Below are 13,496 nucleotides of genomic sequence, written 5' to 3' on the forward strand. Positions count from 1 at the left end.
ACATTCCGAACCCGGAAGCTAAGCCTCACAGCGCCGATGGTACTGCAGGGGGGACCCTGTGGGAGAGTAGGACGCCGCCGAACAATTCTTCTGAAGAACCCCCATCCGGATTCCGGATGGGGGTTCTTTGCGTTCTGGTGCTCGGCGCGCCCGGGCACCTCCAGCAGGATGGTTGCCAGGTCGACGCATCCGGGGTCCTCACTAGCCGCTAGAACGTGTCGGAGATTCTTGACGCGTCGGAAATCTCCGACGCATACTGGCCTCATGCCAACGGACGTGTTCGGCGCGCTGGCCAACCCGGTGCGGCGCAGACTGCTCGAAAGCCTGCGAGAAGGCCCTCGCTCCACGGGCGAACTGGCCTCGATGTTCGAGCTCGGGAGGCCCGCGGTCTCCGAGCACCTGGCGGTGCTCCGCGCCGTCGGTCTGGTGCGCGAGGAGCCACGCGGCCGGCACCGCTTCCACCACCTCGAACCGGCCCGACTGGCCGAGGTGAGCGAGTGGCTGCATCCGTTCGAGCACTACTGGAAGCAGCGCCTGGACGCGCTGTCCGATCTCCTGGACGAAGACAACGGGACATGACCGAGAACAACACGATCACCTGCGAGAAGTTCCTGCCCCACCCGCCGGCGGCGGTGTGGAAGGCCCTCACCGACCCCGAGCTGCACGCCCGTTGGTGGGCCGCGGGGGACATCAAGCCCGTCGTCGGACACCGCTTCACCCTCGACATGGGCAACTTCGGCAGCCAGCCCTGCGAGGTGACCGAGGTGGACGACCAGCGGCTGCTGGCCTACCGGTTCGCCGAGGGTTCGCTCGACACCACCATCACCTGGACGCTCCACCCGGAGGGAACGGGCACCCGCCTCGTCCTCGTCCATGCGGGCTTCGACCTCGACTCCCCGATGGGCCGGCAGGCGTACGACGGCATGGGCAGGGGCTGGCCCCACGTCCTCGACCGCCTCGACTCCGTCCTGGGCGAGACGGCATAGGGAGCACACGGGAAGTCGGCCCGGCCGACTTCCCGCTCACGTGGGTCAGCGCTTCAGCAGCGGTTCCGCGATCACCAGCCGGGCGGGCTTCGACGAGTAGCAGTCGCTGCCGGTGCTGTAGGCGATCCCGAGGCGGATGCCGCCGGTGATGTCGAGGTCGATGGTCTGCGGGTTGCCCACGCCGACGGGGAAGGAGGCGAGCTTCCTGTCGTCGACGAACACCTCGACGGTGATCGCGTTGTAGGGCGAGTTGTCGTCGATGCCGACGGCGGAGGCGGTGAAGCGCTTCCAGTTGCGCCCGAGGTTGTAGTCCACCCACCCCCGGTTGGTGCAGGTCGACATCCCGAGCGCGTCGTCGTACGGCTTCGCGTTCAGCGTGCCCGTGACCGGGCGCAGCGGCGAGCCGCTGTTGTCGACGTAGGTCATCAGGCTGAGCCGCTGGGTGTCAGGCCCGGTTCCGGGGGCTGCCGGGGAGGCGGAGCCCGGGGGGCTCGCCGTGACGGTGACCGTCGGGCCTGGCAGGGTGACGGTCAGCCCCGGCACGGTCTGGATCGCGGTGGCCTGCGTCGCGGTCGGCGGACTGACGACGGCGGGAAGGCCGAAGTAGCCGAGCAGGAGCCCCAGCAGGCCGGTGCCGGCGGAGATCAGTGCGGCGATCTCACCGAGCGGGCGCTGACGTTGCGCACCGTCGCCCGGTGCCTCCGGGCCGGGTCCCTGTCGGTGTGGGTCTGGCTGTACGCCGCTCACGGAACAACTCCCCCCAGGCGTCTGGTCGTTGCGCTCGGCAAGTGTTCAGCACGGGGTGCGGCGGCGTCCAGGCATCGGACGCAGGGGAAGTCGGGCGTACGGGGGTTCGGGCGCGCAGGAAGTCGGACGGGTGGGGGAGCCGGCCGCGCAGGAAGTCGGACGGGCCGACTTCCTGCGCGGCGGCCCCCTACTCCTTCGGTGCGAGCGGCGTCAGCGGCAGGGCGACCCGGCTCTCCCAGGCCTGCTCCAGTGCCCGGGTGAACGTCTCCGCGGGCTGGGCGCCCGAGACGCCCAGCCGCCGGTCCAGGACGAAGAACGGCACGCCCGTCGCGCCCATGGCGCTCGCCGTGGCCTCGTCCTCGCGCACCGCCTCCGCGTAGGCCTCCGGATCGGCCAGGACGGCCGCGGCCGCCTCGCCGTCCAGCCCGGCCGCGACGGCCAGCTCGACCAGCCGGCCCGCCTCGAAGGCCGAGCGCTCCTCGGCGAAGTTCGCCCGGTACAGCGCGTCCAGCAACTGCGCCTGGCGGCCGTGCTCCTTGGCGAAGTGCAGCAGGCGGTGCATGTCGAAGGAGTTCGCGGCGTCGCGTCCCTCGCGCAGGTACGGCAGGCCCTCGGCGTGCGCGTTCTCGGCGATCCGGGCCTCCGCCGCCTCGGCCTGCTCCAGGCTCATCCCGTACTTGGCGGCGAGCAGCGGCACGACCGGACGGGCCTCGCGCGGCGCTCGCGGGTCCAGCTCGAAGGAGCGGTGGACGACCTCCACCTCCTCGCGGTGCGGGAAAGCCGTCAGCGCCTGCTCGAACCGGGCCTTGCCGACGTAGCACCACGGACAGTTGATGTCGCTCCAGATCTCCACGCGCACCGCGCCGCACTCCTTCCAGCCTCGCGCGGACCTCCCGCGCCAACGTCCACCGGAACGCCTCCGGGCACCTGGATATTTCTCGCACTGAAATATTCGGGCGAGCCGGTCGGCGGCCTCCCGCCTCAGCGCCGCTCCCACGCCTCGCGCTGGGCGGACACCGTGGGGATGGCGGCGACCGCCTCGGCGAAGCGGCCCTGGGTGCCCAGGATCAAGGCCACGGTTCGGTAGGCCTCGTGTTCGGTGGACGGCCGGAGCACGTCGAGGGCTTCGTCCGCCCGGCCGTCCCGGGCCAGCATCCAGGCCAGCGTGGTGTCCCAGAGACCGGGCTCCCGCTCGCTCAGGGCCTTCGCCTCCGCGGCGCCCTCGGCGTAGCGCTCTGCCTTCCTCGGCTGGGCCGACTACTGGCGGGAGTCGGGGCCCGCTGGGGGACCCGCTGTCGGCGCGGGCTGGGGCGGCGGCGAAGGCGGGTGGCGGGCGCCTGCGGGAGGGAGGGTGCGAGGACGACGCCCACGCGCGGTTCGGCGGGGATCGGATCCCCCAGCACGGCGGCGTCGACGGGCCGTACGGACGGCTCGGCCTCCCGTGGGCGGAGGCGGTCGCGCTGGAGGCCGAGATCAGTACCTGGACGAGGGCGGGTAGGAGGCCTGAGGCGCCGGGCATGGTGCCAGGCGGATCACGCCCCCGGCGACCGGTCTTCCACCGTCGGGTCCCAGAGCCCGCCGGCCTCGCCGCGCGCCAGGTGGTCGGCGTAGACGGCGGCCTTCCAGGCGATCAGCGAGCGGCACTCCTCCAGTTCCCGGATCCGCTCGTCGACCCGCCGCTGGTGGGCGTCCAGCAGCCGCAGCCGTTCGGCCTCGTTGCCCGGGCCCTGCCGCACCAGTTCGGCGAACCGGCGGAGGTCGGCGAGCGGCATCCCGGACTCGCGCAGCCTGACGCAGATCTCCAGCCACTGCACGTCGAGCGCGGCGTACCGGCGGCGCCCGCCCGCTGTGCGCCGCACCGGGCCGACCAGCAGCCCCTCGCGCTCGTAGAAGCGCAGGGCGTGCACGCTGAGCCCGGTGCGCTCGGCCACCTCACCGATGCTGAGTTCCGTCATGTCGTCAGAGCCTAGGAGAACCGGTGGGTAGGGGACTTGATCTAGACCGCACTCCACTTCCTACCGTCGTCGCCATGACCACCAGCACCAGCAGCAGCACGGCCGTCGCCGACCGGCAGCGGCCGACCGGCTCGCCCTTCTCCGCCGCCAGCACCGCCGAGGAGGTCCTGGCGGGCCTCGACCTCTCCGGCCGCACCGCCGTCGTGACCGGCGGCTACTCGGGCCTCGGCCTGGCGACCACCCTGGCACTGACCGCCGCCGGCGCCAGCGTGATCGTCCCGGCCCGCCGCCCGGACGTCGCCCGCGCCGCGCTCCACGGAACCGGGAGCCGGGTCCTCCCGATGGACCTCGCCGACCCCGGGAGCGTGCGCGCCGCCGCCGGGCTGATCCGCGAGGCCACGGACCGCCTCGACCTGCTGCTGGCCGTCGCCGGCGTCATGGCCACCCCGGAGCGGCGCGTCGGTCCTGGCTGGGAGGGGCAGTTGGCCATCAACCACCTCGGGCACTTCCTCCTCGCCTGCGAGCTGTACCCGCTGCTGGCCGCCGCCCCCGACGGCGCCCGCGTCGTCGTCAACAGCTCCGCCGGGCACGCCCTGACCGACATCCGCCGGGACGACCCGCACTTCCGCACCGGCTACGACAAGTGGCTGGCGTACGGCCAGTCCAAGACCGCCAACGCGCTGTTCGCCGTGCAGCTCGACGTGCTCGGGCGGGGCGGCGGCGTCCGGGCGTTCTCGCTCCACCCGGGCAGGATCATCACTGGGCTCCAGCGGGAGATGACCCGGCAGGAGCAGGTCGACCGCGGCTGGGTGGACGCGCAGGGCCGGGTGATCGGCGCGGGCTTCAAGACGGCCTCCCAGGGCGCGGCCACCGGACTGTGGGCGGCCACCTCGCGGCTGCTCGACGGCCGAGGCGGGCTCTACCTGGAGGACTGCGAGGCGGCCCCGGTCTGCGGCCCGGACACCCCGATGGACGATGGCGGCGTCCGCCCGTACGCCGTCGACCCCGACGCGGCCGCCCGGTTGTGGGAGCTGTCCCTCGCCGCGACCGGTGCCGCCCCGGTGCTCCGCTGAGCGGGCCCGTTCCGGGCGGCTCCAGCAGCACGGCTGCTCGCCGACCGTCCGCGCCCGCCGGGCGAGGGCGATCAACTCCTAGGCCGGCGGCAGCAGATCGGACGGGCCGGCGCCCCGGCGGTGACGCACGCGGCACTGACGGGAGTGGGAAGTCGGACCGGCCGACTTCCCACTCCCGCCGGGGAACCGGTCAGCAGGAGATGTTGCCGCCGCCCACGTCGGTGCCCAGGACGCCGACGAACTGCTTGTAGAGGTTGATGCGGCTGTTGCGCTGGTCGGGGTTCTTGCCGTCGCACTCCAGCGCGCCGTTGATGCTGCGGATGGTCTCGCCGAAGCCCTTGTTGTTGACGATGGCGTCGTGCGGGATCATCCTCCCGGCGCCGCTCTGGGTGTTCCAGAACCAGAGGGCCGTCTTCCAGGAGGTCGCCGGGTTTTTCTCGACCTGGTACGGGTCGTGCAGCAGGTCGATGTGCAGGGCGTCGCCGGCCGCCTTGTAGTTGAAGTTCCAGCTCAGCTGGAGCGGCCCGCGCCCGTAGTAGGCGGACTTCCCGGCCGGGCACCCGTACGACTGCGAGGTGTCGCAGTAGTGCGGGTAGTTGGCGGTGTTCTGCTCGACCACGTACCGCAGGCCGCCGGTCTCGTGGCTGACGTTGGCGAGGAAGGCCGCCGCCTCGCGCTTGCGGGTGGCGGCGTCGCCGGTGGTGGCGAACTTCGGGAAGGCGCTCAGCGCGTCGGTCAGGCCCTTGTAGCTGTAGAAGGAGTTCCGGCTCGGGAACATCTTGTCGAACTGGGCCTCGCTGACCACGAAGGAGCCGGCGGCGGAGGCCGGGGCGCTCTGGCCGGCGATGGCGAGGGTGCTCAGCACGGCGGCGGAGGCGGCCAGGGACAGGGTACGAGAGAGCTTCATTGGTCTCCTCGATCTCATTGGCAGGATTGGCACTTCGCTTGCGAAGAACCCCGGCCATCGTGGTTCGTGCCGACCGCCGGCTGAAGCCCTCGGAGGTCTAAACCACCCGTACGAGTCGTATCCGATCCGAAGGGTGGACGGCGGCGCCGCCGGGGTGATCATCGCGCTGTCACCGGCACCGGATAGCCTCCTTCGGAGCGGGACGGAACAGGGCGAGGCCAGTGGGGGAGCAGGGGCTGATGAGCGGTCACACCGACGACGAGGGCGACGAGCGCCTGGCCGCCGAGGGCGAGGTCGCGGTCGCCCGGCTGGCGATCGACTCCGGGGACCTGACGCACGCCGCCGAGCACCTCGGCGACGCGATCCTCGCCGACCCCCAGCTGCCCGAACTGCACGAGGCCCTCGCCGAGTTGTGCGCCGCGGCGGGCGGCCCGGCGGCGGCCCGCGAGCTGTTCCCGCTGGAGGGCCAGGTGTACCTCGGCACCGTGGTCTGCCGGGCCCACGTGGAGGCCGCCGCCGGGGACTGGGACACCGCCGTCGGCCTGCTCGCCTCCGCCGTCCAGTACGAGCCGGCCCGGCCCTGGGCGCGCGCCGCCTGGCTCGCCCGCGAGGACCTGCCCGGCCTGGTCGACCCGGACGCCGTCGCCCAGGCGGTGGCCCGCGCCGCCGGCGCGCTGCCCGACCCGCTCCCGGCCGAACCGGCGGACGCCGTACGGCCGTTCCACGACTTCGTGCAGGCCGTGCTGGCCCGCCACCCCGACCACGTGCTGCTGCTGGCGATGGCCTCCGGCCTGACCCGCCGGCTCGGCGACACCGCCCGCGCCGTCGAACTCGCCGACCGCGCCCACCGGTTGGCCCCCGGCTACCTGCCCGCCGTGATGCTCGGCAACGCCCTGCGCTCGGCCGGCCGCCCGGAACAGGCGCTCGCCGTCTGGGAGGCCGAGCTGGCGAGGACGGCACCGGGCGGCGACGACTCCAGCAGCTACCTCGCCGTCGACGTCGCCGAACTGTACGGCGCCCTCGGCCGCCCCGCCGAGGGCCTGCCCTGGCTGGACAAGGTGCTCGCCGCCGAGCCCGACCACCCCAAGGCGGGCCCGGCCCGGCACGGGCTGCGCCACGCCCTCGACGGCGACCAGGCCCACCTGCTCGCCCTGGCCGACCACCACCGCGCCCACCCCGAGCACGAGTACGCCCTGGAGCTGCTGGAGCGGCTGAGTCACCGGGAGCCCTGGCTCGGCCTGGTCTCCGGCGCCACCGAGGCCACCGTCAACGTGCTGCACCAGGTGCTCTCCGCCCCCGACACCGGCCGCGACACCGAGATCGACTGCACCGCCTCCACCCTGGAGCCGCCCAGTTCGGTGCTGGCCGTCCGGCTCGCGCTGCCGCGCTCCACCGTCGGCTACCAGGCCGTGGGCGAGCCCGACCCCCGGCTGCCGCTGACCGAGCCGACCACCCGGATCTGGGCCTGGGACGGCACCGACCCGCGCCCGGCCGTCGCCCCGCCCGCGCCGCAGAGCGCCGAACTCGTCCGCGCCACCGCCGAGATCTTCTGGCCGACCGTCCCCGCCGCCTACGACCACGCCGTCCGGCTGGCCGGCCTGCCGCTGGACGACCTGCTCGGCGTCCTGGTCCACCCGCCGATGCCGCGCGAGGACGAACTCGGCCGCGCCCTGCTCGCCCACCAGCCCGAACTCTGGGTGCGGGCCGTCCAGGTCTTCGCCTGCCTGGGCATCGCCCACCACCGCACCGACCAGCCCTGGGAGGGCTCCGAGCGCCGCCGGGTGCTGCGGGACCTGCTGCTCGGGCCGGAGGACTGGGTGGTCGAGGCGGCCGGCTTCGCGCTGGTCGCGATCGGCTGGACCGAACCGCAGACCCGGGCCGACGTCGCCGAGCTGCTCCGGCAGCGGCTGCACCACGGCGCCCGGGCCCGCCGCACCCGGGTGGTGACGATCCTGCGCTCGCTCTGCGCGCTGGTGCTCGCCGCGCCCTGGACGTCCGACGAGGACCGGGCGCTCGCCCGGCACCTGACGGCCCGGGAGGACGCCGCCGACGCGGGGGCCGAACCGGAACGGGCGGCGGAACGGGCGCAGGAGCGGGAGCAGCCGAAGGAGACGGCGCGGGCCCCGAAGGAGGAGCCCCGTCCCGGCCGGCTGCGCCGCCTGTTCGGCCGGGGGCAGGGCAGGTCCTAGACCCCGTCCTAGACCCCGGGCAGCGGCTCCTGGTCCACGTCGAACCGGGCCACCCGCTCCGCCGGGTCCCGGCACTCCGGGCCCAGCCGCAGCATCCGTGACTCCGGGTCGTGCAGCGGCCGGTGGCAGCGGCGGCAGGTCACCCGTGGGCGGAGGGTCTGCGCGGTGTCCGTCCCGGGGAGCGGTTCAGCGCCGGTCGGGCCGGTCGGGCCGGTCGCGCCGGTCGCGCCGGGGGGATTGGTCGGGCTGGTCATGGAGAGACGGTAGCCGCCCGCTCCGTCAGGGCCCCCGCCGGTGCGTGACACGATGGCCCCATGGCCACCGACCGCAGCAGCGCAGGAGACCCGGCGCGCACCCTCGCCCTGCTCTGGGGGCTCACCGCCGAGGAGAAGCCCGGCCGGCGCGGGCCACGCCAGGCGCGTTCGACCGGCGAGATCGCCGCCGCCGCGATCGCTCTCGCCGACGCCGAGGGCGTGGACGCCGTCACCATGCGCCGGGTCGCCCAGGAGCTGGGGCTGTCCCCGATGGCGCTCTACACCTACGTGCCGGGCAAGGCCGAGCTGCTCGACCTGATGCTGGACACCGTCTACGCCACGATGCCCCGCAGTGCCCCCGCCGACGAGGGCTGGCGCGCCCGGGTCACCGCCGTCGCGGACGACAACCGGGCCCTGCACCGCGCCCACCCGTGGGTCGCCGCCGTCTCCACCAGCCGTCCGCCGCTCGGTCCCGGCCTGATGGCCAAGTACGAGTACGAGCTGCGCGCCCTTGAGGGCACCGGGCTGCCCGACGTCGACCTGGACGCGGCGCTGACCCACCTGCTCGGCTTCGTCCAGACCTGCGCCCGGATGGCCGCCGACGAGCGCGCCGCCCGGCAGGACAGCGCGATGACCGACGAGCAGTGGTGGGCCGCCAACGCCGAGCTGCTGGCCCGGGTCTTCGACCCCGAGCGCTACCCGGTCGCCGCCCGGGTCGGGGCCGCCGCCGGCGAGGCGCACGGCGGCGCGTACAGCCCGGACCACGCCTACGACTTCGGCCTGGCCCGGCTGCTCGACGGGCTCGACGCCCTCATCGCGGGGCGGTAGCCGGGCCGGCGCGCCCTGCTCACCGCGCGGGGCGCCCTGCTCACCGCGCGGGGCGCAGGCTCACCGCGCGGCGGCCCGCCCGTCGTACTCCCCGCGCGCCGCCTCGACCTCCGGCACCCGCCGCTCCGACCAGTGGGCCAGGGCCGCGACCAGCTCCGCCGCCTCCCGCCCCAGCGGGGTGAGGCTGTAGTCGACCCGCGGCGGGATCACCGGGTGCGCCTCGCGCAGCACGAAGCCGTCCCGCTCCAGCGTCTGGAGGGTCTGGGCGAGCATCTTCTCGCTGACCCCGGAGACCTTGCGGCGCAGTTCGCTGAACCGGTAGCCGCGCTCGTGCAGCGCGCCCAGCACCAGCACGCCCCAGCGGCTGGTGACGTGCTCCAGCACGCCCCGGGAGGGACACATCCGGTCGAAGACGTCGGCGGGGGGCAGCCCGCCGGCCTTCATCTCGCTCACCTTCATGTCAGTACCGTACTTTGAAGTGCGTACTTTCGAAAGGTTAGTGCCGGGCCTAGGGTGAGTTTCGAGGTCGGAACCGCGCGGCAGCCCTCTTGGTGGTCCCGCGCAGCAACCCTGAGGAGCACACCATGTACGTCGTCACCGGTGCCACCGGCCAGCTCGGCCGTCTCGTCGTCGAGCGCCTGCTGGCCGAGGTCCCCGCGAGCGAGGTGGCCGTCGCCGTCCGCTCCGCCGAGAAGGCCGCCGACCTGGCCGAGCGCGGCGTGACCGTCCGCGTCGTCGACTACGACGAGCCGCAGACCCTGGCCGGCGCCTTCGCCGAGGGCGACCGGGTGCTGCTGATCTCGGGCAGCGAGGTCGGCCGCCGGATCCCGCAGCACCGGGCCGTGGTGGAGGCCGCCAAGACGGCCGGGGTCGCGCTGCTCGCCTACACCGGCATCCTGGGGTCGGCCACCTTCCGGCTGGCCGACGAGCACAAGGCGACCGAGGAGCTGATCCTCGCCTCCGGACTGCCGTACGCCTTCCTGCGCAACGGCTGGTACACCGAGAACTACCTGGGCGACGCGGCCGGCACGGTGGCCCGCGGCGTGGTGCTCGGCAGCGCCGGGGAGGGCCGGATCGCCACCGCCCCGCGCCGGGACTACGCGGACGCGGCGGTCGCCGTCCTGGTCGGCGAGGGCCACGAGGGCGGGGTGTACGAGCTGAGCGGCGACGCCGCCTGGAGCCTGCCCGAGCTGGCCGCCGAGCTGGCGAAGGCCTCCGGCGAGCCGGTCGAGCACCGGGACGTGACCCCGGCCGAGCACCTGGACGCGCTGGTCGGCGCCGGCCTGCCGCAGGGCTTCGCCGAGGCCCTGGTGGACGTGGACGCGGGCATCGCGCGCGGCGAGCTGGCCGGCACCACGGGCGACCTGGCCCGGCTGATCGGCCGTCCGACCACCCCGCTCGCCGAGTCCGTCCGCGCGGCCCTGGAGGCCTGAGACGCCGCAGCTCAGGGCCCCGGAACGGCCGGACCGTCCGGCATCCAGGCGATGTCATCCAGGCAATGTCATGACCAAACTCCGGAAACGGAGATGACAGTCGCCCCTCCCGCCCGCTACCGTCGCCTCGACACACGCGCGCGGGAGGGCACTCGGCCATGGCGGGAACAGACCAGCAGGACAACGGCCGGGGCCTCTGGTACGGCGTCGCCGCGTACGGCATCTGGGGCCTGTTCCCCCTGTTCTGGCCGCTGCTGGAACCGGGTGCCGCCGACGACATCCTCGCCAACCGGATGGTCTGGTCCCTGGTCGCGGTCGTCCTGCTGCTGATAGCCCAGCGGCACTGGGGCTGGATACGCCCGCTGCTGCGCCAGCCCCGCCGGCTCGCCATGCTGGCCGGCGCCGCCACCGTGATCTCGGTCAACTGGGGCGTCTACATCTGGGCCGTCAACGCCGGGCACGTGGTCGAGACCAGCCTCGGCTACTTCATCAACCCCCTGGTCACCATCGGCTTCGGCGTCCTGGTGCTCAAGGAGCGGCTGCGCACCGCGCAGTGGACGGCGGTGGGCATCGGCGCCGCCGCCGTCGCGGTGCTGACCGCCGCGTACGGGCAGCTGCCCTGGATCGCGCTCACCCTGGCGCTCTCCTTCGCCACCTACGGCCTGTTGAAGAAGCAGGTCGGGCTGAGCGGGCTGGAGAGCCTGGCGGCCGAGAGCGCCTTCATGTTCCCGTTCGCCCTCGGCTACCTGGTCTACCTGGAGGTCAGCGGGCGCGGCACCTTCGGGCACACGGTGGCCGGCTCGTACGGCTGGGGTCACTCCGGGCTGCTGATGCTCAGCGGGGTGATCACCGCCGTCCCGCTGCTGTTCTTCGGCGCGGCCGCCGTCCGGGTGCCGCTGACCGTGCTCGGGCTGCTGCAGTACCTGGCGCCGGTGTTCCAGTTCCTGATCGGCGTCGCGGTGTTCCACGAGTCCATGCCGCCCGCCCGCTGGGCCGGCTTCGGCCTGGTCTGGGCCGCGCTCGCGCTGCTCACCTGGGACGCGCTGCGCCAGGTGCGGGCCGACCGCGCGGTGCGGGCCGCGGCCGTGCCGCAGCCCGCACCGGTGGCGGCGGCCACCCCGGGGTCCGCCCCGGAAGCCGCCCCCGAGGCCGTCACGCGCTGATGTCCCGGCTGGTGAAGCGGGACCAGGCCGCCGAGCCGAACACGGCGACGTAGGCGGCCTGGAGACCGAGGTCCTTCAGCACGCCGTCCCAGTACATCGGTGCCCGCAGCAGGTCCGCGAAGCTCAGCCAGTAGTGGGAGAACAGGAACGGGCTGACCGCGTCCAGCTGCGGGAAGGCGTCCAGGATCTGGACGGTGACCACCAGCCCGACGGTGGCCGCCATCGCCGCGATGCCGCTGCCGGTGAGGGTGGAGACGAACAGCCCGATCGCCACCAGCCCGGCCAGCGAGGCCGCGACCACCAGGGCCACCAGCAGGGCGCGCAGCAGCGCGTCCCCGAGGCCGATGGTGTCCCCGGAGATCAGCGTGACCGGGCCCAGCGGGAACAGCGCCGCGCCCGCGGCGAGCGCCGTCACCGCCACCGCCGCCGTGGCGGCCGCGCAGAACACCAGCCCGGCGGTGAACTTGGCGGCCAGCAGCCTGGTCCGCCCGGCCGGGGCGACCAGCAGGTAGCGCAGCGTCCCGGCGGCCGCCTCGCCCGCCACCGCGTCCCCGGCGACCACGCCGACCGTCATCGGCAGGAAGACCGGCAGCGCCACCGCGAGCGCCGTGAAGACCAGGAACAGCCCGTTCTGCGTGGTCTGCGCGATGAAGCTCGGGCCGCCGCCGCCCTCGTGCGGACCGTCCGTGTTGAGCTTGACCACCACCCCGATCAGGATCGGCAGCACCGCCAGGATGGCCAGCAGCACCTTGGTGCGCAGCCGGCGGAAGGTCAGGTGCAGCTCGCTGCGGAACAGCGCCAGGAACCCGGCCGTCGTCCGCGGCCGCCGACCCGCCACCGGCGCGAGCGCCTCGGCCTGCGGCGGCGACTCAGCCCGCGACATCGAAACCCTCCCCGGTCAGCGCCACGAAGGCGTCCTCCAACGTGCCCCGCTCCAGCCCGAAACCGTGCACCCGCACCCCGGCCCCGACCAGCGCCGCGCACAGCCTGGGCAGCGCCTCCTCGTCGAGGACGCCGGGCTCGCCGTCCACCCGGTCCTCGCCGGGCACCAGGGCGGTGACCCGGTGGGCCGCCAGCACCTCGGCGGCCCGTGCCACGTCCGGGGTGCGGACCACCAGCCGGCCCTGGGCCCGGGCGGCCAGCTCGGCGACGGTGCCCTGCACCACCAGTCGGCCCCGGGACATCACCGCGGCATGGGTGCAGACCTGCTCGATCTCGTCCAGCAGGTGCGAGGAGAGGAACACCGTGGTGCCCTCCGCCGCGACCTCCCGGACCAGCGTCCGGATCTCCCGCATGCCCTGCGGGTCCAGCCCGTTGGTCGGCTCGTCCAGCACCAGCAGCTCGCGCGGCTGCAGCAGCGCGGAGGCCAGGCCCAGGCGCTGCTTCATGCCCAGCGAGTACGCGCGGGCCTTCTTGCCCGCCGCGGCGCCCAGGCCGACCCGCTCCAGCGCCGCGTCCACCCGCTGCCGGCGGGTGCGCGGGTCGGCGGTCGGGTCGGCGGCGTCGAAGCGCACCAGGTTGTCCCGCCCGGAGAGGAAGCCGTACAGGGCCGGGCCCTCGATCAGCGCGCCCACCCGGGGCAGCACGGTGGCGACGGACTGCGGCATCGGCTCGCCGAGCACGGCGGCCATGCCCGAGGTGGGGGCGATCAGGCCCATCAGCATCCGGATGGTGGTGGTCTTGCCGGAGCCGTTGGGGCCCAGGAAGCCGAAGACGGAGCCGCGCGGCACGGCGAGGTCCAGGCCGTCCACGGCGAGCTGGCCGCCGCGGAAGCGCTTGGTCAGACCGCGGGTCCGGATGACGTCGGCGGAGCCGGCCGAGGACGCGTCGGGAGAGGTGTCGGGGGCGGCGGGGGAAGCGGGGGAAGCGGATGGAACGGGAGCGGGGGCCGGGCGCGGCGCGGCGCCCGTACCCCCGGCCGACTCCGTAACGTCCCCCGTTACGGGAGCCTTGGTCATCCG

The 13,496-nt window shown here is 74.2% G+C and carries 16 protein-coding genes and 1 rRNA gene; 8 read left to right on the forward strand and 9 right to left on the reverse strand.

Annotated elements, in window-relative coordinates; translation table 11 throughout:
- From rrf to ACIQ87_RS23650, 3 genes are all read left to right on the forward strand, one after another.
- Nucleotides 1–83: ribosomal RNA gene (gene rrf, locus ACIQ87_RS23640) — 5S ribosomal RNA — on the forward strand; the annotation flags it as partial.
- A 181-nt stretch (nt 84–264) separates the two neighbouring features.
- Nucleotides 265–579: an ArsR/SmtB family transcription factor gene (locus tag ACIQ87_RS23645; RefSeq protein ID WP_402409830.1), complete on the forward strand. Its 315-nt coding sequence runs from the start codon at nt 265–267 to the stop codon at nt 577–579.
- A complete protein-coding gene (locus ACIQ87_RS23650; protein ID WP_402409831.1) occupies nt 576–986 on the forward strand; it encodes an SRPBCC domain-containing protein in 411 nt (136 codons plus the stop codon). Before ACIQ87_RS23645 ends, ACIQ87_RS23650 begins: the two co-directional genes overlap by 4 nt.
- A 45-nt stretch (nt 987–1,031) precedes the next feature.
- On the opposite strand, the gene ACIQ87_RS23655 is transcribed toward ACIQ87_RS23650, so the two are convergent.
- From ACIQ87_RS23655 to ACIQ87_RS23670, 4 genes are all read right to left on the reverse strand, one after another.
- On the reverse strand, nt 1,032–1,733 hold the full coding sequence (locus ACIQ87_RS23655) for an NPCBM/NEW2 domain-containing protein (protein WP_402409833.1): 702 nt from the start codon (nt 1,731–1,733) through the stop codon (nt 1,032–1,034).
- Nucleotides 1,734–1,920: 187 nt separating this feature from the next.
- On the reverse strand, nt 1,921–2,592 hold the full coding sequence (locus ACIQ87_RS23660; protein ID WP_402409835.1) for a DsbA family oxidoreductase: 672 nt from the start codon (nt 2,590–2,592) through the stop codon (nt 1,921–1,923).
- Nucleotides 2,593–2,714: 122 nt separating this feature from the next.
- The gene (locus ACIQ87_RS23665) at nt 2,715–2,888 is read right to left on the reverse strand and encodes a hypothetical protein (protein ID WP_402409837.1); all 174 of its coding nucleotides are present in this window, start codon (nt 2,886–2,888) and stop codon (nt 2,715–2,717) included.
- Between the two features lie 377 nt (nt 2,889–3,265).
- Nucleotides 3,266–3,688 carry a MerR family transcriptional regulator gene (locus ACIQ87_RS23670; RefSeq protein WP_402409839.1) on the reverse strand — a complete coding sequence of 141 codons (423 nt, stop codon included), beginning with the start codon at nt 3,686–3,688 and terminating at the stop codon, nt 3,266–3,268.
- Between the two features lie 74 nt (nt 3,689–3,762).
- On the opposite strand from ACIQ87_RS23670, the gene ACIQ87_RS23675 reads away from it, so the two are divergent.
- Nucleotides 3,763–4,761, forward strand: a complete 999-nt coding sequence (locus tag ACIQ87_RS23675; protein WP_402409841.1) for an oxidoreductase — start codon at nt 3,763–3,765, stop codon at nt 4,759–4,761.
- A gap of 190 nt (nt 4,762–4,951) precedes the next feature.
- Here the strand turns inward: ACIQ87_RS23675 and ACIQ87_RS23680 are convergent, their stop codons facing one another.
- The gene (locus ACIQ87_RS23680) at nt 4,952–5,668 is read right to left on the reverse strand and encodes a chitinase (protein ID WP_402409842.1); all 717 of its coding nucleotides are present in this window, start codon (nt 5,666–5,668) and stop codon (nt 4,952–4,954) included.
- 239 nt (nt 5,669–5,907) lie between these two features.
- Between ACIQ87_RS23680 and ACIQ87_RS23685 the strand changes: the two genes are divergently transcribed.
- Nucleotides 5,908–7,857: a hypothetical protein gene (locus tag ACIQ87_RS23685; RefSeq protein ID WP_402409844.1), complete on the forward strand. Its 1,950-nt coding sequence runs from the start codon at nt 5,908–5,910 to the stop codon at nt 7,855–7,857.
- Nucleotides 7,858–7,865: 8 nt separating this feature from the next.
- Here the strand turns inward: ACIQ87_RS23685 and ACIQ87_RS23690 are convergent, their stop codons facing one another.
- Nucleotides 7,866–8,111 carry a DUF6011 domain-containing protein gene (locus ACIQ87_RS23690; protein ID WP_402409846.1) on the reverse strand — a complete coding sequence of 82 codons (246 nt, stop codon included), beginning with the start codon at nt 8,109–8,111 and terminating at the stop codon, nt 7,866–7,868.
- Nucleotides 8,112–8,171: 60 nt separating this feature from the next.
- Between ACIQ87_RS23690 and ACIQ87_RS23695 the strand changes: the two genes are divergently transcribed.
- Complete coding sequence (locus ACIQ87_RS23695; protein WP_402409848.1) at nt 8,172–8,939, forward strand: TetR/AcrR family transcriptional regulator; 768 nt, start codon at nt 8,172–8,174, stop codon at nt 8,937–8,939.
- 60 nt (nt 8,940–8,999) lie between these two features.
- On the opposite strand, the gene ACIQ87_RS23700 is transcribed toward ACIQ87_RS23695, so the two are convergent.
- Nucleotides 9,000–9,398, reverse strand: coding sequence for a winged helix-turn-helix transcriptional regulator (locus ACIQ87_RS23700; protein WP_402409850.1), 399 nt, complete (start codon nt 9,396–9,398; stop codon nt 9,000–9,002).
- A 125-nt stretch (nt 9,399–9,523) separates the two neighbouring features.
- On the opposite strand from ACIQ87_RS23700, the gene ACIQ87_RS23705 reads away from it, so the two are divergent.
- Both ACIQ87_RS23705 and rarD read left to right on the forward strand, forming a co-directional pair.
- Nucleotides 9,524–10,372, forward strand: a complete 849-nt coding sequence (locus ACIQ87_RS23705) for an SDR family oxidoreductase (RefSeq protein ID WP_402409852.1) — start codon at nt 9,524–9,526, stop codon at nt 10,370–10,372.
- A 158-nt stretch (nt 10,373–10,530) separates the two neighbouring features.
- The gene (rarD, locus tag ACIQ87_RS23710; protein WP_402409853.1) at nt 10,531–11,535 is read left to right on the forward strand and encodes an EamA family transporter RarD; all 1,005 of its coding nucleotides are present in this window, start codon (nt 10,531–10,533) and stop codon (nt 11,533–11,535) included.
- Here rarD and ACIQ87_RS23715 read toward each other — a convergent pair.
- Both ACIQ87_RS23715 and ACIQ87_RS23720 read right to left on the reverse strand, forming a co-directional pair.
- Nucleotides 11,525–12,418 (reverse strand): ABC transporter permease, encoded by an 894-nt coding sequence (locus tag ACIQ87_RS23715; protein ID WP_402409854.1) that lies wholly within the window; start codon nt 12,416–12,418, stop codon nt 11,525–11,527. The genes rarD and ACIQ87_RS23715 overlap by 11 nt on opposite strands.
- Nucleotides 12,405–13,493, reverse strand: a complete 1,089-nt coding sequence (locus tag ACIQ87_RS23720; RefSeq protein ID WP_402409856.1) for an ABC transporter ATP-binding protein — start codon at nt 13,491–13,493, stop codon at nt 12,405–12,407. Before ACIQ87_RS23720 ends, ACIQ87_RS23715 begins: the two co-directional genes overlap by 14 nt.
- Nucleotides 13,494–13,496: the final 3 nt, after the last annotated feature.

The sequence above is a fragment of the Kitasatospora sp. NPDC096204 genome, from assembly GCF_044763205.1.
Taxonomy (GTDB): Bacteria; Actinomycetota; Actinomycetes; order Streptomycetales; family Streptomycetaceae; genus Kitasatospora.

Bases quoted from the DNA above. Each gene is read 5' to 3' on its own strand.
- ACIQ87_RS23645 (WP_402409830.1), top strand. From the start codon at position 265: ATGCCAACGGACGTGTTCGGCGCGCTGGCCAACCCGGTGCGGCGCAGA.
- ACIQ87_RS23650 (WP_402409831.1), top strand. From the start codon at position 576: ATGACCGAGAACAACACGATCACCTGCGAGAAGTTCCTGCCCCACCCG.
- ACIQ87_RS23665 (WP_402409837.1), bottom strand. From the start codon at position 2,888: ATGCTGGCCCGGGACGGCCGGGCGGACGAAGCCCTCGACGTGCTCCGG.
- ACIQ87_RS23670 (WP_402409839.1), bottom strand. From the start codon at position 3,688: ATGACGGAACTCAGCATCGGTGAGGTGGCCGAGCGCACCGGGCTCAGC.
- ACIQ87_RS23675 (WP_402409841.1), top strand. From the start codon at position 3,763: ATGACCACCAGCACCAGCAGCAGCACGGCCGTCGCCGACCGGCAGCGG.
- ACIQ87_RS23680 (WP_402409842.1), bottom strand. From the start codon at position 5,668: ATGAAGCTCTCTCGTACCCTGTCCCTGGCCGCCTCCGCCGCCGTGCTG.
- ACIQ87_RS23685 (WP_402409844.1), top strand. From the start codon at position 5,908: ATGAGCGGTCACACCGACGACGAGGGCGACGAGCGCCTGGCCGCCGAG.
- ACIQ87_RS23690 (WP_402409846.1), bottom strand. From the start codon at position 8,111: ATGACCAGCCCGACCAATCCCCCCGGCGCGACCGGCGCGACCGGCCCG.
- ACIQ87_RS23695 (WP_402409848.1), top strand. From the start codon at position 8,172: ATGGCCACCGACCGCAGCAGCGCAGGAGACCCGGCGCGCACCCTCGCC.
- ACIQ87_RS23700 (WP_402409850.1), bottom strand. From the start codon at position 9,398: ATGAAGGTGAGCGAGATGAAGGCCGGCGGGCTGCCCCCCGCCGACGTC.
- ACIQ87_RS23705 (WP_402409852.1), top strand. From the start codon at position 9,524: ATGTACGTCGTCACCGGTGCCACCGGCCAGCTCGGCCGTCTCGTCGTC.
- rarD (WP_402409853.1), top strand. From the start codon at position 10,531: ATGGCGGGAACAGACCAGCAGGACAACGGCCGGGGCCTCTGGTACGGC.
- ACIQ87_RS23715 (WP_402409854.1), bottom strand. From the start codon at position 12,418: ATGTCGCGGGCTGAGTCGCCGCCGCAGGCCGAGGCGCTCGCGCCGGTG.
- ACIQ87_RS23720 (WP_402409856.1), bottom strand. From the start codon at position 13,493: ATGACCAAGGCTCCCGTAACGGGGGACGTTACGGAGTCGGCCGGGGGT.